The 18,585-nt window shown below is 62.6% G+C and carries 16 protein-coding genes; 7 read left to right on the forward strand and 9 right to left on the reverse strand.

From position 1 onward, the window contains the following. Positions 1-239 precede the first annotated feature (239 nt). A complete protein-coding gene (gene guaB / locus CDO35_RS21040) occupies positions 240-1,709 on the reverse strand; it encodes an IMP dehydrogenase (RefSeq protein WP_099526546.1) in 1,470 nt (489 codons plus the stop codon). 144 nt (positions 1,710-1,853) lie between these two features. Between guaB and CDO35_RS21045 the strand changes: the two genes are divergently transcribed. Further along, entirely contained in the window at positions 1,854-3,956 is a 2,103-nt protein-coding gene (locus CDO35_RS21045; protein WP_099526547.1) for a TonB-dependent siderophore receptor, read from the forward strand. An 89-nt stretch (positions 3,957-4,045) separates the two neighbouring features. On the opposite strand, the gene CDO35_RS21050 is transcribed toward CDO35_RS21045, so the two are convergent. Both CDO35_RS21050 and CDO35_RS21055 read right to left on the reverse strand, forming a co-directional pair. Beyond that, on the reverse strand, positions 4,046-4,600 hold the full coding sequence (locus CDO35_RS21050; protein ID WP_099526548.1) for a sugar ABC transporter ATPase: 555 nt from the start codon (positions 4,598-4,600) through the stop codon (positions 4,046-4,048). A 56-nt stretch (positions 4,601-4,656) separates the two neighbouring features. Next, positions 4,657-5,124 carry a multidrug/biocide efflux PACE transporter gene (locus CDO35_RS21055; RefSeq protein WP_099526549.1) on the reverse strand — a complete coding sequence of 156 codons (468 nt, stop codon included), beginning with the start codon at positions 5,122-5,124 and terminating at the stop codon, positions 4,657-4,659. A 34-nt stretch (positions 5,125-5,158) separates the two neighbouring features. On the opposite strand from CDO35_RS21055, the gene CDO35_RS21060 reads away from it, so the two are divergent. The 6 genes from CDO35_RS21060 to leuA all read left to right on the forward strand — a co-directional run bounded on the left by CDO35_RS21060 (position 5,159) and on the right by leuA (position 12,521). Continuing rightward, entirely contained in the window at positions 5,159-6,091 is a 933-nt protein-coding gene (locus CDO35_RS21060; protein ID WP_099526550.1) for a LysR family transcriptional regulator, read from the forward strand. A gap of 43 nt (positions 6,092-6,134) precedes the next feature. After that, on the forward strand, positions 6,135-7,514 hold the full coding sequence (xseA, locus tag CDO35_RS21065; protein WP_099526551.1) for an exodeoxyribonuclease VII large subunit: 1,380 nt from the start codon (positions 6,135-6,137) through the stop codon (positions 7,512-7,514). 4 nt (positions 7,515-7,518) lie between these two features. Next, positions 7,519-8,424: a peptidoglycan DD-metalloendopeptidase family protein gene (locus tag CDO35_RS21070; RefSeq protein WP_243699115.1), complete on the forward strand. Its 906-nt coding sequence runs from the start codon at positions 7,519-7,521 to the stop codon at positions 8,422-8,424. A 120-nt stretch (positions 8,425-8,544) separates the two neighbouring features. Continuing rightward, the gene (locus CDO35_RS21075) at positions 8,545-9,807 is read left to right on the forward strand and encodes a mechanosensitive ion channel family protein (protein WP_099526552.1); all 1,263 of its coding nucleotides are present in this window, start codon (positions 8,545-8,547) and stop codon (positions 9,805-9,807) included. A gap of 72 nt (positions 9,808-9,879) precedes the next feature. Next, complete coding sequence (locus tag CDO35_RS21080) at positions 9,880-10,545, forward strand: glutathione S-transferase family protein (RefSeq protein WP_099526553.1); 666 nt, start codon at positions 9,880-9,882, stop codon at positions 10,543-10,545. 305 nt (positions 10,546-10,850) lie between these two features. Then, a complete protein-coding gene (gene leuA / locus CDO35_RS21085; protein ID WP_099526554.1) occupies positions 10,851-12,521 on the forward strand; it encodes a 2-isopropylmalate synthase in 1,671 nt (556 codons plus the stop codon). Between the two features lie 84 nt (positions 12,522-12,605). Here the strand turns inward: leuA and CDO35_RS21090 are convergent, their stop codons facing one another. The 6 genes from CDO35_RS21090 to CDO35_RS21115 all read right to left on the reverse strand — a co-directional run bounded on the left by CDO35_RS21090 (position 12,606) and on the right by CDO35_RS21115 (position 18,582). Beyond that, positions 12,606-13,061 carry a hypothetical protein gene (locus CDO35_RS21090; RefSeq protein WP_099526555.1) on the reverse strand — a complete coding sequence of 152 codons (456 nt, stop codon included), beginning with the start codon at positions 13,059-13,061 and terminating at the stop codon, positions 12,606-12,608. 17 nt (positions 13,062-13,078) lie between these two features. Beyond that, positions 13,079-13,861, reverse strand: a complete 783-nt coding sequence (locus CDO35_RS21095; RefSeq protein ID WP_099526556.1) for an amidohydrolase — start codon at positions 13,859-13,861, stop codon at positions 13,079-13,081. A gap of 74 nt (positions 13,862-13,935) precedes the next feature. Then, complete coding sequence (locus tag CDO35_RS21100) at positions 13,936-15,084, reverse strand: pyridoxal phosphate-dependent aminotransferase (RefSeq protein WP_099526557.1); 1,149 nt, start codon at positions 15,082-15,084, stop codon at positions 13,936-13,938. Between the two features lie 144 nt (positions 15,085-15,228). Beyond that, positions 15,229-16,701, reverse strand: coding sequence for a ribosome biogenesis GTPase Der (der, locus tag CDO35_RS21105; protein WP_090336109.1), 1,473 nt, complete (start codon positions 16,699-16,701; stop codon positions 15,229-15,231). 98 nt (positions 16,702-16,799) lie between these two features. Further along, positions 16,800-17,951, reverse strand: coding sequence for an outer membrane protein assembly factor BamB (gene bamB / locus CDO35_RS21110; RefSeq protein ID WP_099526558.1), 1,152 nt, complete (start codon positions 17,949-17,951; stop codon positions 16,800-16,802). Beyond that, entirely contained in the window at positions 17,944-18,582 is a 639-nt protein-coding gene (locus CDO35_RS21115; RefSeq protein ID WP_099526559.1) for a tetratricopeptide repeat protein, read from the reverse strand. The genes bamB and CDO35_RS21115 overlap by 8 nt, the downstream gene beginning before the upstream one ends. Positions 18,583-18,585: the final 3 nt, after the last annotated feature.

Here is an 18,585-nt window from a genome sequence, read left to right on the forward strand (position 1 = left end):
CAAATGACACGGGGCTGATCGAACAGCCCCGTTATTCATACATTGCAAAAATCGATTTGCCGCGTCGCGAGCGACGAGCAGGCAAGGCGGAGAGAAACGAGAAAGCGGAGTTTGCTGAAGCACGCATTTACTCACTTCGTTCGCCCTCCGGGCCGTCCTTTCGGACGTTCACTGGCGAGCCAGTGTCGAGTTTTTCTCCAACGCCGCATGCGCAAGCGCAGCAGCGTCAAATCGATTTTTTAGCCAACCCGATAGTTGGGCGCCTCTTTGGTGATCTGCACGTCGTGGACGTGCGACTCAGCCATGCCGGCACCGGTGATGCGCACGAACTCGGGCTTGGTGCGCATTTCCTCGACGGTGGCGCAACCGGTGTAGCCCATGGAGGCACGCAGGCCGCCCATCAGTTGGTGAACGATGGCACTCATCGCGCCCTTGTAGGGAACGCGGCCTTCGATACCTTCCGGCACCAGCTTCTCGGCACCGGCCGAGGAGTCCTGGAAGTAACGGTCGCTCGACCCTTGCGCCTGCGCCATGGCGCCCAGCGAACCCATGCCACGGTAAGCCTTGTAGGAGCGGCCCTGGAACAGTTCGACTTCGCCCGGGGCTTCTTCGGTACCGGCCAGCATGGAGCCGATCATCACGGCGGAAGCGCCAGCGACGATGGCCTTGGACAGGTCGCCGGAGAAGCGGATACCACCATCGGCGATCAGCGGCACACCGGTACCAGCCAGCGCGGCAGCAACGTTGGCCACGGCGCTGATCTGCGGCACACCGACGCCGGCAACGATACGCGTGGTGCAGATCGAGCCCGGGCCGATACCGACCTTGACGCCATCAGCGCCAGCTTCGACCAGCGCCTTGGCAGCGGCGCCAGTGGCGATGTTGCCACCGATCACCTGGACTTCCGGGAAGTTCTCCTTGACCCAGCGTACGCGGTCGATCACGCCTTTGGAGTGGCCGTGTGCGGTGTCGACGATGATCACGTCGACGCCTGCATTGACCAGAGCAGCCACGCGGTCACCGGTGTCGGCACCGGTGCCGACGGCAGCACCAACGCGCAGACGACCTTGATCGTCCTTGCTCGCCAGCGGGTAAGCCTTGGCTTTCTCGATGTCCTTGACGGTCATCATGCCCTTGAGGGTGAAGGCGTCGTCGACGATCAGTACCTTCTCGATGCGGTGCTTGTGCAACAGCTCACGTACGGTTTCCTTGTCGGCGCCTTCCTTGACCGTGACCAGGCGCTCTTTCGGCGTCATCACGTCACGCACCAGGGCGTCCAGGCGATTCTCGAAGCGCACATCACGGGAGGTGACGATGCCCACCAGATCGCCGTTGGACAGCACCGGAACACCGGAAATGTTATGCAGACGGGTCAGCTCGAAGAGGTCGCGCACGGTGGCATCGGCCTCGATGGTGATCGGATCCTTGACCACGCCAGCCTCGAACTTCTTGACCTTGCGCACTTCGGCAGCCTGCTGCTCGATGGTCATGTTCTTGTGGATGATGCCGATGCCGCCTTCCTGAGCCATGGCGATGGCCAGGCGCGCTTCGGTGACGGTGTCCATGGCAGCGGACAGCAGCGGGATGTTCAGTTCGATGCCGCGGGTCAGGCGGGTCTTCAGGCTGACGTCCTTGGGCAGCACCTCGGAATAACCGGGGATGAGCAGGACGTCGTCGAAAGTGAGTGCTTCTTGGCTGATGCGCAGCATGGAGGGCTCCCGAGCGGGAAAATAAGAAGCGCGGCATTATACCCAGCGAGCTCATTTCACTCAATGCAAAGTGTGTCTCTAGGCAGCCATACCTCGAAACACATAAAATAATGATTCTCAAAAACCCCTGCACTTGAGTGCCAAATGAAATTCAACCGCTTTTCCTTGAGTGGCCAAGGCGCCGCCCTTCTCACTTTTTGCCTGCTTCCAGTGGGCCACCTGCTGGCCCAGGAGCTGGAGCTGCCCAGCCAGGAAGTCGTCGCGGCGCCCGTGGCTGACGAGAATGGTTACCAGGCCAAGCGCGCCAGTACGGCGAGCAAATCTTCAGTGGCACTCAAGGATGAAGCCCAGTCGGTACAGGTGGTAACGCCACAGACCATCGAGGACTTTCAGGTCAGATCGCTGGACGATGCAATGAAGTTCGTCAGTGGCATGACCCAGAGCAACACCCTGGCTGGCACGCAGGATGGCTTCGTCAAACGCGGTTTTGGTAGCAACGCCGATGGCTCCATCCTGCGCGACGGCATTCGATCCAGCCTGTCGCGCAACTTCAGCGCCACCACTGAACGCGTGGAAGTGCTCAAAGGGCCGGCCTCGCTGTTATATGGCGCGCTGGAGCCGGGCGGCCTGATCAACGTCATCAGCAAGAAGCCGCAGTACCAATGGGGCACGCAACTGAGCGCGGACAGCTCCAGCTTCGGCGGTGGCAGCCTGGCAGTCGACGTTACCGGCCCCATTGCCGACAGCGGCCTGGCCTTTCGACTGGTTGCCGAGCGCCAGCACGAAGACTACTGGCGCAACTTCGGCGAAGAAGAACACAGTTTGATCGCCCCCTCGTTTAGCTGGGAAGGCGAACGCCTACGCCTGAACATCGCCTACGAATACAAGGAATACAGCACTCCGGTGGATCGTGGCACGGTGATCATCAAAGACAAACCGGCCAAGGTGTCCTATAACGACCGCTTCGGTGAAAGCTGGTCGAAGGCCGAAGGCATCGATGAACTGCTCACCGCCACCGCCGAATATCAGCTCAGCGACGACTGGTCGACCCGCCTCACCTATGGCTGGAACAACGAGCGCTACGACTATGCCGAAGCTCGCCCCAACGCGCTGAATGCCACTACAGGCGCGCTCAGCCGCCGTTCTGACGGTAGTGAGCATGACAACCAAACCCAATATCTGGCCTGGGACTGGATCGGCAACGCCAGCCTTTTTAGCCAACGACATGATCTGCTGATAGGCGCAGATACAGAGCGCGTCGACAATTTCCGTGGCGATACCTGGCGCGGCCCAGCAGTGGGTGGCTTCAACATCTACAACCCGATATACGGCAATCTCGCGGCGCCTTCGTTACTTAATCCGGCGCAAAGTGATCGCAGCGACGAGCTGCACTCACGCTCGATCTACGCGAAGGACAACTGGCATCTAAACGACCAGTGGATCGTGGTGCTTGGCGGTCGCTACCAGCGTTTCGAGCAACTCGTGGAACAAGGCCGCGGCGCAACCTATACCCGCACCACCGACCGTACCGATACCACCTTCCTGCCCTTCGGCGGCCTGGTATTCCAGCTGAGCGACCAGGTGGCGTTCTATGGCAACTACAGCCGCTCTTTCGTGCCCAATGCCTCGGATACCAATACTGGCCAAGCATTCGATCCCGAAGAAGGCCGCAGCTACGAGCTGGGGGTGAAACTCGATCTGCCTCAAGGCATCGGCGCCAGCCTGGCGCTGTTCGATATCGAGAAGGAAAACGTCGTGGTCACCAACAACTCCGTATCGGAAGCAGCAGGCAAGGTCGGTTCCCGCGGCGTGGAACTGGATATCACCGGCCGCCTGAGCGAGCGCTGGGAGCTGCTCGGCAGCTACGCCTACACCGATACGGAAATCCTCGATGACCCGGCCAACGAAGGCAACGAACTTGTCAACGCCGCGCGCAATGTCGGCAGTCTCTACCTCGTCCATCATCTGCATCTGCCCCAAGAATTGGGTCAGTGGCGACTGGGTGGCGGCGCCCGTTACGTCGGTGAGCGTGCCGGCGACAACGCCAACACATTCTGGCTGGATAGCTACACGGTAGCCGATGCCTTCGTCACTTGGGACAGCCAATTGCTTGGAGAGAAGACGCGCCTGCAACTGAACGTACGTAACCTGTTCAACGAGCGCTACTACTCCTCCAGCGGCGGCAATCTACGCGTTGCCGTAGGCGAGCCGCGCGAGCTGCGCCTGTCGGCCAGTGTTGAGTTCTAAAAAGCCTTTGTAGGAGCGGCTTCAGCCGCGAAGGGATTCGAGAACATCGCGGCTAAAGCCCCTCCCACAAGCGAGAGAGCGAGCCGCGCTCAAGCCGGATCGTCCACCCGCACCTGCCTCACCGCAAAGCCCAGGCGTTCGCCGAACTCTTCGACGAACGCCGGGCGCAGGCCGGCTTCAGCCCAGCCGTTGAAGATGAAGCCGAGGTTGGAAAAGCCGCACGGCTGCAGGAACAGGAAACCGTTGATGTCATCTTCATGCCCGCATTCCGGGCAGGTGAAGTTGTCGGTCTCCCCTGGCCACCACACCTCCAGGCTGTCGAACAGCGGCACGCCCACTTCCCTGCGGCATTCGGCGCAGCCCGCCTCTTCGAGAAAGCTGCGCGTCGGTACATAGATGCAGCGGTGGGTGATGATCTCCAAACCGTTGTGTGCCTGGCCATAAGGCAGCAAATCGGGACGCAGGGCGATACGCCGAGCGCCTGGCCCGATAGCGTAGGCCATACCGTTACCACCCTGGCCGCAGGTGGTAGGCAATGCCTCGACGATTTCCCGTTTGACCAGCCAGCGCAGCATGGCCTGGGCCTTTTGCTCGTGAGCGGGAAGCGTGGATATCTGCGGGACGAGGATCAGTTGCGCGGTCATGGTGTTCGAACGGCTGGCAAGGAAAGGGCGGCAGCTTAGGCGCTACCGCCGGCAAATCAAGCCCCGCGACAGATCACAGCAGCCTGCTGCGCTTCACGACGGGCCACCCAGCGAGCACGCAGCAGGTCGTAGATCCAGTTGAACGCCATGGTGTACGGCAGGAAAAACAGGATCAGCACGATGTCCAAGAGCAGCGCCTCGAGCAGACCGATCGACAACCACCAAGCCGCCAGCGGTACCAGCACGACGATCAAGCCCACCTCGAACAGCAGCGCATGGCTGACCCGCGCCCACAGCCCGCGCTCGAAACCCAGGCGACTCTGTGCCCGGTCAAAGAGGTAGTTGAACAGCATGTTCCACAACATCGCCACGGTGGAGAACATTAGAGTCAGCACACCCAGGTGCAGTAGCGGTTTGTCCATTGCCCAGGCCATGGCAGGCGCACAGATAAGCACGGCAATACCTTCGAAGGCCAGGGCGTGACCGATGCGCTCACGCAGAGAGCGCGGCAGGGGCTGAGTCATGAAGCGAACCTCGTGATAAGTGACGACGAGCGCTATGATCATCGGAATATCAGCCAATCCAAAGGCAGCTGCCATCGGCAAAACCGATATGAATATTTCACCTGAATCGCTGCAAGCCTTCGCTCAGGCCGCCAACTGCGGCTCGCTCAGCGCTGCGGCGCGGCGCCTGGGCAAGAGCCAGTCGACCATCAGCGAGGCCGTCGCGCGCCTGGAAATCGACCTGGGCGTGGCGCTGTTCGAGCGCGGCCCACGCACATTGCAACTGACCGAAGCCGGGGCCAGCCTGCTGGCCCACGCCGAAGAAGTCCTGTGCGCCAGCGACCGCCTGGCGCGACACGCGGCCGGTTTGGCCAGAGGCCAGGAAGCGCGCCTGACCCTGGCCCTGTCCGACGCCTACCAGCCGAAACAGTACGAAGTTCGTCTGCAGGAGCTGGATCAGCGCTTCCCCGACTTGCAGTTCGAAAGCCTGATCGCCGAACAAGCCGATGTGCTCGATCTGGTCACCCAGGGCCGCGCTCAACTGGGTCTGATCGCCGCATTACCCAGCTACCCGCCACATATCGCCCATGCCCGCCTGGAAATGAGCAGCGAGTTCGGCCTGTTCGTGGCCAAGGATCACCCGCTGAGCAAACAGGCCGAAGTGCGGCATGACGATTTGTCCCGCTGGCGCCTTCTGCGCCTGAGCAGCATCGCCCATGACGATGCCAACAGCGACGATCTACCCGGCAGCGGCGGACGCTGCTGGGCCGCACCGGACTACCTGATGCTGCTGGAAATGGCTCGCCTGGGCTTCGGCTGGGCCGAACTGCCACGACAACTGGTCGATGCCTACGGCTTCGGTGGCCTGCATGAGCTGCCCTGCAGTGGTTGGCCACGGCGGGTGACGGTGGACGCAATCTGGTCACGCCAGCGCGAACTCGGCCCGGTCGCAGCCTGGTTGCTCGAGCGTCTGCTGCAGGACACCTGATGAAGGTCGCACCTGCGGGCCTCTCGGCTTATCATGCCGCCCCATGATCAATGATCCCTTTGCTCGCCTGAACCTCGACCGCGAGGTGCTCAGTGTCAGCCAGCTCAACAATCGCGCCCGCCTGCTGCTGGAGGACGTGTTCGCCGGCATCTGGGTCGAGGGGGAAATCTCCAACCTCGCCCGTCCAGCCTCCGGCCACATCTACTTCACCCTCAAAGACAGCCAGGCGCAGGTGCGCTGCGCGCTGTTCCGGCAGAACGCTGCGCGTGTACGCCAGGCGCTGCGCGACGGATTGGCGGTGAAGGTACGCGGCAAGGTCTCGCTGTTCGAGGGGCGCGGTGACTACCAGCTGATTCTCGACGCCGTCGAGCCGGCCGGCGACGGCGCGCTGCGCCTGGCCTTCGAGGCGCTGAAGGAAAAGCTCGGCACCGAAGGCCTGTTCGCCACCGAACGCAAGACCGCCCTGCCCGCCCACCCCAAGCGCATCGGCATCGTCACCTCGCCGACCGGCGCAGTAATCCGCGACATCATCAGCGTCTTTCGCCGCCGCGCGCCGCAGGTGGAGCTGAACCTGATCCCCACTGCCGTACAGGGGCGCGAGGCCACCGCACAGATCGTGCGCGCCCTGCAACGCGCCGACGCGCAGGGTTTCGATGCGCTGATCCTCGCCCGTGGCGGCGGCTCGCTGGAAGACCTCTGGTGCTTCAACGAAGAAGCCGTGGCCCGCGCCGTGGCTGCGTGCGTCACGCCCATCGTCAGCGCCGTGGGCCACGAGACGGACGTTTCCATCGCCGACTTCGTCGCTGACGTGCGCGCGCCGACGCCTTCGGCCGCCGCCGAACTACTGGCCCCGGACAGCAGTGAGCTGGTGCAGCGCCTGCACAATCTGCAACGACGCTTGGTGCTGCAGATGCAGGGCCGTCTGGCCCGCGAACGCCTGCGTCTGGAAGGCGTGAGCAAACGCCTGCGTCACCCCGGCGAGCGCCTGCGCCAACAGGCCCAGCGCCTGGATGACCTGGACATGCGCCTGCGCCGCGCCTTCAACCAGCAACTGGCCAATCAGCGCGAACGCCTGGCCCGTCTCGACGCGCGCCTCGCCGCCCAGCATCCGGGCCGCAACCTGGCACTGTTGCGACAGCGTCTGGATGGCCTGGCTACGCGCCTGCCACGCGCCATGCAAGGCCAGCTACGCAGCCAGCGCCAGCAACTGGGCGCACTGGCCGCGCAACTGCAGATCGTCAGCCCCCTGGCCACCCTCAGTCGAGGCTACAGCATCCTCCTCGACGAACGCGGTCAGGCCATGCGCAGCGCCGCGCAGACCCAGCCCGGCCAGCGCCTCAAGGCGCGCCTGAGCGAAGGCGAACTGGACGTGCGCGTCGAAGATAACCACATACAACCGGCGACCTTGTCGCTACTGGATTGAGTCAATGCCAGCATCTCTGCGTAGGAGCGAGCTCTTCTCGCGAACATTCACGACCCGGAAGCTTCGCGGGCAGAGCCCGCTCCTACACAAGCTGTGTCTGTTCGTCCTGGCTCTGTGTCTTACCCTGCCCGCCCACGCCGAGGGTTTTATCACCCGCCTGCTGAACAAGTCGGTGCCGGGCGGTGTGGCGGTGGTCGATCTGGGCAACCCGGCGCAGGCACCCAAAGTGCGCTATCAGGGTAAGCAGGTGCTGACCGTTCACGAAGATGGCCAACGCTGGATCGCCGTTGTCGGCATCCCGCTCAGCGTCAAGCCAGGGACTCAACAGGTCGAGGTCGAGGGCGGTGGCCGCTTGACTTTCCAGGTCGGCGCCAAGCACTACGCCGAGCAGCGCATCACCATCAAGAACCAGCAGCAGGTCACCCCCAACGCCGCCAACCTGAAACGCATCGAGCGCGAGCTGGCCGAGCAGACCCGTGCCTACCAGCAGTTCAGCGCGCGCCAGCCGAGCAACCTGATGTTCGACAAACCGGTCAACGGCCCGCTGTCCAGCCCGTTCGGCCTGCGTCGCTTCTTCAACGGCGAGGAGCGCAACCCGCATTCGGGCCTGGACTTCGCCGCCGACCGCGGCACGCCGATCAAGGCTCCCGCTGCCGGCAAGGTGATCCTCATCGGCGATTATTTCTTCAATGGCAAGACGGTATTTCTCGACCACGGCCAGGGGCTGATCAGCATGTTTTGCCACCTGTCCGAGATCGACGTGAAGCTAGGCGACGAAATCTCCCGAGGCGGCCATGTGGGCAAGGTCGGCGCCACCGGACGCGCTACCGGCCCGCATCTGCATTGGAACGTCAGCCTCAACGATGCGCGGGTTGATCCGGCGATCTTCATTGGTGCGTTCAAGCCCTGAACCGACGCAGCGTGCAACACCTGCCGTTTGGGTTAACGACACATTTTTGCTAGGGTACGGCGGCTCAGATGGCCGGCCGTGTAGCGTCGGCCTTTCCTCCTGCCTGCTTCGGAGCCGGAAATGCCGAATGAGCTCACTACCTGGATGGACTGGCTGAACACTCAGCCGGAACTGCTCACCCTCACCGCTACCCTCGTCCTGATCGTCGCCGCCTGGCTGTCGAACTGGGTGGTCAAACGTATTCTGGTCCGCGTCATCTACCGGCTGGTCGGGGCGACCGCCCTGGGCCGCCATGGCCAGATCAAGGAAAGCGGTATCATCAAGCGCCTGTCCAACATCGTGCCGGCGCTGGTGCTGTCCAGCGGCGTGGTCTTGGTACCCGGCATGCCCGCTGCCGTAGTAGAAGTGACGCGCAACGTCTGCGGCGCCTTCGTGGTGCTGACCATCGCCATGGCCATCGGCGCCCTGCTGGATATTCTCAACACCCTCTACCAGCGCCGCCCGAATGCGCACCTCAAGCCGATCAAGGGCTATCTGCAGGTAATCAAGATTGCCATCTTCGCCATCGCCGCGATCCTGATGGTGGCTGCCCTGATCGACCGCTCTCCGCTGATTCTGCTGTCCGGTCTCGGGGCCATGGCTGCGGTGCTGATGTTGATCTTCCAGGACACTCTGCTATCGCTGGTGGCCAGCGTGCAGATCTCCTCCAGCGACATCGTGCGCGTCGGCGACTGGGTGGAAATGCCGCAGCTCAACGCCGACGGCGATGTGATCGACATCGCCCTGCACACGGTCAAGGTGCAGAACTGGGACAAGACCATCACCACCATCCCGACCAAGCGCTTCATCACCGACCCGTTCAAGAACTGGCGTGGCATGCAGGAATCCGGCGGACGTCGGATCAAGCGTGCGCTGTTCCTGGATCAGACCAGCGTTCACTTCCTCAGCGACGAAGAAATCGCACGGCTACGCCGCTTCATGCTCCTCGACGAATACCTCGACCGCAAGGATCAGGAGCTGCAGGACTGGAACACCAGGCTGGCCGAACACGGCAAGGAGGCGGTGAACACCCGCCGTATCACCAACATCGGCAGCTTCCGCGCCTACGTCGAGCACTACCTGCGGCATAACCCAAACATCCACCAGAACATGACCCTGCTGGTTCGTCAGCTCAGCCCGACTGCCGATGGCCTGCCGCTGGAAATCTACTGTTTCACCAATACCATCGCCTGGAATGCCTACGAAGGTATCCAGTCGGACATCTTCGACCACCTGCTGGCCATCCTCCCCGAGTTCGGCCTGCGCGTGTTCCAGCACCCGAGCGGTGCGGACATGCGCGAATTGCGGCCCACCATCGCCGAGCAGCCAAGGGCGGCGCAGTAAAACGCTAGTGGTGCGTCCCGGAACGACGTATTACAAAACCCTTGCCCCCCCACAGACAGGTCGGAGCTTGCCATGATCACCCTGCATCACCTGAACAACTCGCGTTCGCAACGTATTCTCTGGATGCTCGAAGAGATTGGTATCGACTATCAGGTCAAGCATTACCAGCGCGACCCGCAGACCATGCTCGCCCCTGCCGAGTTGCGCCAGGTGCACCCTCTGGGCAAGTCGCCGCTGATCACCGATGGCGAACTGACCCTTGCCGAATCGGGTGCCATCATCGAATACCTGGCCGAGCGCTATGGCGATTGGTTGCTGCCTGCCGCTGGCAGCGCGCAACGTTTGCGCTGCCGCTACTGGCTGCACTACGCCGAAGGATCGGCGATGCCGCCACTGCTGCTCAAGCTGGTCTTCGACAAGCTGCGCAGCGCGCCGATGCCGTTCTTCATCAAGCCAATCGCCCGTGGCATCGCGAACAAGGTCAGTCAGGCGTTCATCTCGCCGCAGTTGAAACTGCATTTCGACTACCTGGAGGGCCAACTGAGCGAGCACGACTGGTTCGCAGGCGATGCATTCAGCGCTGCCGATATTCAGCTCAGTTTCCCGCTTGAAGCAGCTGCCGCCCGTGGCGTACTCAACAACCACCCACGCCTGAGCGATTTCCTGCAACGCATCCATGCCAGGCCAGCCTATCGCCGTGCCCTGGAAAAAGGCGGCGCCTACGACTACGCCGACTGAAGACGGATCATCGAGGGACGGGGGCGAGCCTGTGCACGCCCCCTGGAAACACGATTCGCCGAAAACATCACTTTCAAAGCAATAAAATCCGCCAACAAAAGCTATCCAGCAATAAATCGGCGTTTTTTAAGCAAGCATTGCCATATCCACCTGCTATGGATAGGGTGCCCACATGAAAAACATCTTTCTCGTCCGCCAGCTCGCATGCCTGCGACTGGTCAGCCCGCGACTGCGAAGCCCCGCCTGAAACCCCGTTTCATGGCCGCCCGGCCTCGTGTTCGACTCCCATTTCGCAGGACCCTCTCATGACCATGCTCAACGACCCGTCGAAGAAGTACCGCCCGTTTACTCAGATCCAGATTCCGGACCGCACCTGGCCGGACAAGATCATCGACAAGGCGCCGATCTGGCTGTCCACCGACCTGCGCGACGGCAATCAGTCGCTGATCGAGCCGATGGATGCCGAGAAGAAGATGCGCTTCTTCAAGTGTCTGTTGGCAGTAGGTTTGAAGGAAATCGAAGTGGGCTTCCCGTCCGCCTCGCAGACCGACTTCGACTTCGTCCGCGAGCTGATCGAAGGCGGCCACATTCCGGACGACGTGACTATTCAGGTGCTTACCCAGGCCCGTGACGACCTCATCGAGCGCACCTTCGAGTCGCTCAAAGGCGCCAAGAAGGCCATCGTCCACTACTACAACGCCTGCGCACCGAGCTTCCGCAAGATCGTCTTCAACCAGGACAAGGCCGGCGTCAAAGCCATCGCCGTGGCCGCTGGCACCACCATCAAGCGCCTGGCCGATGCCGCGCCGGAAACCCAGTGGGGCTTCGAGTATTCGCCAGAAGTGTTCAGCAGCACCGAAATCGACTTCGCCGTCGAGGTGTGCAACGCGGTGATCGGCGTGTTCCAGCCGACCCCGGCGAACAAGCTGATCCTCAACCTGCCAGCCACCATCGAGTGCGCCACGCCGAACAACTACGCCGACCAGATCGAGTGGTTCGGTCGTCACATCGACCGCCGTGACAGCGTGCTGATCAGCGTGCACACCCACAATGACCGTGGCACCGGCGTCGCGGCCTCGGAGCTGGCCGTCATGGCCGGCGCCGACCGCGTCGAAGGCTGCCTGTTCGGTAACGGCGAGCGCACCGGCAACGTCTGCCTGGTGACCCTGGCGCTGAACCTCTACACCCAGGGCGTGAACCCCGAACTGGATTTCTCCGACATCGATACCGTGCGCAAGGTGGTCGAGGACTGCAATCAGATCCCGGTGCACCCGCGCCATCCGTATGTCGGCGACCTGGTCCACACCGCGTTTTCCGGCTCGCACCAGGACGCCATCCGCAAGGGCTTCGCCCAGCAGAAGGACGATGCTCTGTGGGAAGTGCCGTACCTGCCTATCGATCCGGCCGACATCGGCCGTGACTACGAGGCGGTGATTCGTGTGAACAGCCAGTCCGGCAAAGGCGGCATCACCTTCCTGCTCGAGCAGGAATACGGCATCAGCCTGCCACGTCGCATGCAGATCGAGTTCAGCCAGGTGGTGCAGCGTGAAACCGATCGCCTCGGCCTGGAAATGACCGCCGCACAGATCCACCAGTTGCTCGAAACCGAATACCTGCAAGCGCGCAGCCCCTACGCCCTGAAAGGCCATCGCCTGCAGGAAGAAAACGGCACCAGCGCGGTGGATGTGGAAGTCATCGAAGGGAGTGAGAACCACCATTGGCGTGGCATCGGTAAAGGCCCGCTGGAAGCGCTGGCTGCCGCGCTGCCGGTCGCAGTTGAAGTCATGGACTATAGCGAGCACGCCATCGGTGCCGGCACCAACGCCAAGGCGGCTGCCTACATCGAACTGCGCGTCAATGGCGGTCGTGCCCTGCACGGCATCGGTATCGACGAGAACCTGACCACCGCAAGCTTCCGCGCCCTGTTCAGCGCCTTGAACCGCGCCCTGAGCCAGGCCGAGTCGCAAGCGGCCTGAGCCTTCAGCGCCACTCACAAAAACGCCGGGCAATGCCCGGCGTTTTTGTATGCGTAACCCGGATGAAATCCGGGAACTTGACACTCAAATATCGAAAATCATCAGCACCGCGAACATCAGTGCGGCCAGGCCAATTGTGAACATCAGGCCAATACCTGCCGCCCGCCAGTTGGAGAGGTACGCGCCACCCGCCTTGGCGTGCTGCTTGAGGTCGGCCTCCATGAGGTTCTTGGCCAGCATGATCATCGCCATCAACTGTGCGATGGCGAACGGCATGGCAGGCACCTCCTCGGGCAAGACGAAAGCCAGGACCAGGGTCACCACCAGAAGGAAGACGGAAATACCCCAGACCACTGCCACTCGATCCGCCTTCCCCAGCAATTGCAGGTTATGCGCTAGCAGCCACGCGCCTGCCAGTGGCGTGCCGATGAAGGTCGCCAGGCCGACGCCAGCGATGCTGTAGAGCGGTGACTGAGTGGTGATGCTCGGCTGCAGGTCGGCCTGCGGCGTCTGGAAGGGATTGCTCTGTTGCACGTCCATGTCATGTAGCTCCTTGTTCAGTCGAATGTAAAGGCGTCCGCGTCCAAGTGCGCCGGGAAGCACTCGCGATAGGTACTCAGAGCATCATGCGACAGTCGAGTGCGGAACACACCATCACCCTCGCCTGCCGTCAGCAGCGCCTCGCCCTGAAAGTCCAGCACCTGGGAGTCGCCAGTATAACCGTGGCCCTTGCCGTCCTCGCCGACGCGGTTCACAGCCGCGACATAGCACAGGTTCTCGATGGCTCGCGCCGGCAGCAGGCGGTTCCAGTGCTGGCGACGCGCCCCCGGCCAGTTGGCGGTATACAGTAGCAGGTCGGTACCGCCGGCGTCACGGCTCCAGACGGGGAAGCGCAGGTCGTAGCAGATCAACGGGCGCACGCGCCAGCCCTTGAGGTCGAACACCACCCGCTGATCGCCAGCGCTGTAATGCTTGTGCTCACTGGCCATGCGAAACAGGTGGCGTTTGTCGTAATACGCGAAAGAGCCATCCGGGCGCGCCCAAAGCAGGCGATTACGGTAGCTGCCGTCAGCGGCCTGAATGATCAGACTGCCGCAGATCACCGCGCCGATACGCTGCGCCTGCTCGCGTAGCCAGACGCTGCTGGGTCCATCCTCAGGCTCAGCCAATTCGGCCGACTCCATGGAAAAACCGGTGGTGAACATCTCCGGCAGGATCACCAGATCAGCGCCACGCGCCTGTTCCAGCAAGGTCTGGAAGTGCTCGCGGTTGGCGGCCGGATCGTGCCAGGCCAACGTGGTCTGGATCAGCGCCAGTTCGAGATCGGGTTTGTTATTCATTTGTAGGCCTCGCTCACCGTAAGGCGGGTGAAACCCGCCAACACCTCAGAGGCGGGTTACACCCGCCCTACCCCTCATACCGCGCTGAGCTTCTCCGCCGCCTGGCGCAGGGTTTCCTCGCGCTTGGCAAAGCAGAAACGTACCAGGCGCATACCCTTAGGCGCTGACTGATAAAACACCGACACCGGAATTGCCGCCACGCCATGTTCGCGGGTCAACCACTCGGCCATGGCCACGTCGTCCAGATCAGGGCGAATGGCCGAATAGTCGGCCAGCTGGAAATAGGTACCCGGCGCGCGGGTGAAGGTGAAGCGCGAGCCAGCCAGCAGGTCGCAGAACAGGTCGCGCTTGGCCTGGTAAAAGGCCGGCAGTTCTTCGACATGCTCGGGGTGCGCGGCCATGAAGTCAGCCAGCGCGAACTGCAGCGGCGTCACGCCGCAAAAGTTGACGTATTGGTGGATCTTGCGCAGCTCGGCGGTCAGTGCCGGTGGCGCCACCACGTAGCCGGTCTTCCAGCCGGTGACGTGATAGGTCTTGCCGAAGGAGCTGACCACGAAGGCGCGCTGATACAGCTCGTCGTGGGCCAACACGCTGGCATGCCGCTGGCCGTCATAGATCAGGTGCTCGTAGACCTCGTCGCTGATCACATGAATATTGCGCCCACGAATCAGCTCCGCCAGCTTGTCCAGGTCGGCACCGGTCAGCAGCGCACCGCTCGGGTTGTGCGGGGAGTTGAGGAAGATCAGTCGGGTGCGCGGCGTGATCGCATCGGCCAGACGCTGCCAATCGACAGCGAAGTCCGGCAATGCCAGCGGTACATGCACGCAACGCCCACCGGCCAGCTCCACCGACGGCTCGTAACTGTCGTAGCAAGGGTCGAGCACGATGGCTTCATCCCCTGGATGAATCAGCGCCTGCACCGCGCAGAAGATCGCCTCGGTGGCCCCCGGCGTGATGGTGATCTCGCTATCGGCATCGCGCTGCACGCCGTAGCTGCGGGCGAGCTTGGCCGCCACCTGCTGGCGTAGCGCGGGCAAGCCGGTCATTGGCGAATACTGGTTGCGTCCTTCCATGACGTGGCGCGCCACGGCCTCACGCAGTGCCTGCGGCCCATCGAAGTCGGGAAAGCCCTGAGACAGGTTGATCGCGCCAACGTCGGCAGCGAGCTGGGACATGCGCGTGAAGATGGTGGTGCCGACGTTGGGCAGTTTGCTGGCGAGCATCGCGACTTCCTGGAAGAACAAGGCAAGCCGCGAGGATAGCCGAAGGGCGCAGCAGGCGGCACCTGCTGTGCTTATGAAAAAGAGTTGGAAGCTTATGCCGTGCGCGCCGGACGATCACCGGCGCACACCCTGGCGCAAAGCTTACTAGCGCTTGTCCTTGCGCTTCTTCTCGGCCTTCTTGTGGTGGCTCATCAGCCGACGCTTCTTGTTCACCTGGCGATCCGTGAGCTTGTTCTTGTTGCCCTCGTAGGGGTTCTCGCCGCCCTTGTACTCGATACGAATCGGCGTACCGACCAGCTTGAGCACACGGCGGAATGTGTTTTCCAGATAACGGGAGTAGGCACGCGGTACGGCGTCGACCTGGTTACCGTGGATCACGATCAGCGGCGGGTTGGCACCGCCCAGGTGGGCATAGCGCAGCTTGATGCGGCGACCGTTGACCAGAGGCGGCGCGTGGTCGCTGACGGCATCTTCGAGAATCTGCGTCAGGCGGCTGGTCGGCCAGCGGGTGATGGCCGACTTGAACGAGGCCTGCACCGACTTGTACAGATGGCCCACGCCAGTGCCGTGCAGGGCGGAAATGAAGTGGATATCGGCGAAGTCGACGAAGAACAGCCGACGCTCCAGCTCGGTCTTCACATAATCCTTCTGCCCCTGGTCCATGCCATCCCACTTGTTCAGGGCGATGACCAGGGCGCGGCCGCTTTCCAGCACGAAGCCGAGCAGGTTGAGGTCGTGGTCGACCACGCCTTCGCGGGCGTCCATGACGAACACCACGACGTTGGAGTCCTGAATGGCCTGCAGCGTCTTGACCACGGAGAATTTCTCCACAGCCTCGAAGATCTTGCCGCGCCGGCGCACACCGGCGGTGTCGATCAGGGTGTACTTCTCGTCGTCACGCTCGAACGGAATATAGATGCTGTCGCGCGTGGTGCCGGCCTGGTCATAGACGATGACCCGCTCTTCACCGAGCATGCGGTTGACCAGGGTGGACTTGCCGACGTTGGGGCGACCGATGATGGCCAGCTTGATGCCGTCCTTCTCGCTCGGGCCGGGAATGCGCTTGGCCTCCTGGCCTTCCAGCACTTCCTCCTCTTCGGCCCCCTCCTCCGGCTCGCCGGCGTCCTTGGGGAACGCGCCGAGCACCACTTCCAGCATCTGGGTGATGCCGCGGCCGTGAGCACCGGCAATCGCCAGTGGCTCGCCCAGGCCCATGGGGCTGAACTCGGCGCGAGCCAGGTCGACATCGAGGTTGTCGACCTTGTTCACCACCAGGAAGCTCTGCTTGTTACGACGGCGCAGGTGCTCGCCGATCATCTGGTCGGAGGCAGTCATGCCAGCGCGCGCGTCCACCAGGAACAGCACGGCATCGGCCTCTTCGATGGCCTGCAGCGACTGCTCGGCCATCTTCGCGTCGATGCCTTCCTCGTCACCGGAAATACCGCCAGTGTCGATCACGATATAGGTGCGCCCCTGCCACTTCGCCTCGCCATACTGGCGGTCGCGGGTCAGACCGGACAGGTCGCCGACGATAGCGTCGCGGCTGCGGGTCAGGCGGTTGAAGAGCGTGGACTTGCCGACATTCGGCCGGCCCACCAGGGCAATTACGGGAACCATCAGGCTCTCCACTCGGTTAATTCAGAAAATGCAAAGGCCGCTGCAGGGGCAGCGGCCAGGATGTTTCATGCTGTCGGGTGTACCGGCAGCATAGCGTGTTACTTGATGGTCAGTGCCACCAACTTGCCGCTATTACCGTAGACGTACAACCAGTCACCCACCACCAACGGCTGGGCACGCAGGCCGTCGCTGTCGATGCGGGTACGGCCAACGAAGCGACCATCGACCTGGCTCAGCAGGTGCAGATAGCCTTCCAAGTCGCCGACGGCGACATAGCTGGAGAACACTGCCGGGCCCGAGAGCTGGCGACGCGCCATCGAATCGTTGCTCCACAGGGCCGAAGCGCTGCGCTCGTCGATACCTTCGACGGTGCCGTTGGCCATGCTGACATAGACGTTACCGAAACCTTGAGCGACGCCAACCGAGCTGGATGCCTCGCGCTGCCAGAGTACGCGACCGGACTCCAGATCCATGGCCGCGACACGACCCTGGTAGCTCACTGCGTAGACGGTGCCACCGGACAGCAGCAAGCCGCCGTCGATGTCGACAACACGCTCCAGTTCGGAACGACCCTGCGGGATGGCCACACGCTGTTCCCATACCGGCAGACCACGTTGGGCATCGACGGCAATGACCTTACCGCTGGACAGGCCCGCGACCACCAAGCGGTTGGTCACCAGCGGTGCGCCGGTGCCGCGCAGGGTCAGTACGGCCGGGGTGTTCTCGACGATCCAGCGTTGGCTGCCGGTGCTGGCATCGAAGGCAATCAGACGGTCGTCCTGGGTCTGCACCACGACGATATCGCCATTGGTGGCCGGGGCAGCCAGCACTTCGCTGGTCACGCGCGAGCGCCACTGCTCTTCACCGTCGCTGGAATCGAGCGCGATCACTTCGCCCTTGAGCGTACCCAGCAACACCTGACCGTAGCCGACGCCAATGGCGCCGGATACCGGGATTTCAAGCTTCTTGCGCCAAATGACCTTGCCGCTGGTGCGGTCCATTGCCATGACCAGACCTTCGACATCAGCGGCGTAGATCACATCACCGTCGATGGCCGGCACCAGCATGTTGAAGGTATCGCCCTGACCATCACCAACGGAGCGGCTCCACTCGGTACGCAGCTCGACTTCGGCGTCGAACTTGGTCAGTTCGGCGGGCGGCAGTTCCTTCTTGCTATTGCTGCTGCAACCCACGGCCAGAACGGCCAGAGCCAGCAGTGCGGCATTCTTCCAACGCATCACGTCACGCATCCCCTTTTGCCAGGTCGTCCAGCTTCATCTGCAGACCGCCGACAGCGGCGTCTTCGGCCAGCGCATCCTTGGCCTTCTGATAGGCGGCGTGCGCGTCATCGCTGCGACCCAGCTGTACCAGCAGATCGCCCTTGAGTTCTTCGCGGCTGGCGAGGAAAGCGTCCTCGACCTTGGCATCGAGCAGCTTCAGCGCATCGTCAGTCTTGTCCTGAGCCGCCAGCACGCGGGCCAGGCGTTGACGCGCCAGCTCACCGAGCGTGGCATCGGCTGGCTTGTCGAGCACGCGCTGCAGCGCGGCAGCGGCATCGTCGAGACGGTCGGCTTCGACGGCGACCTTGGCGACGAACAGGTTGCCGTATTGGGCGTAATGGCTACCGCCAAATTCGCTGTCGAGCTTACCGGCCAGGTCGGCAACTTTCGCGGCATCGGGTTTGCCGGCTGGGTCCAGTGCCGTTTCCAGCAACTGCTGATAAAGCACCGAGGCGCCTTGCGCCTGGTTGTCCTGGTACTTCTGCCAGCCCTGCCAGCCGAATACAGCTACCAGCGCCAGCACGCCACCGGCCAGCAAAGGCTTGCCGTTGCGATCCCACCAGTCCTTCATTTGCGCGATCTGTTCGTCTTCGGTCTGCATGTC

Origin of the sequence: Pseudomonas sediminis (assembly GCF_002741105.1) — a bacterium.
In the GTDB taxonomy this organism is placed as follows: Bacteria; Pseudomonadota; Gammaproteobacteria; order Pseudomonadales; family Pseudomonadaceae; genus Aquipseudomonas; species Aquipseudomonas sediminis.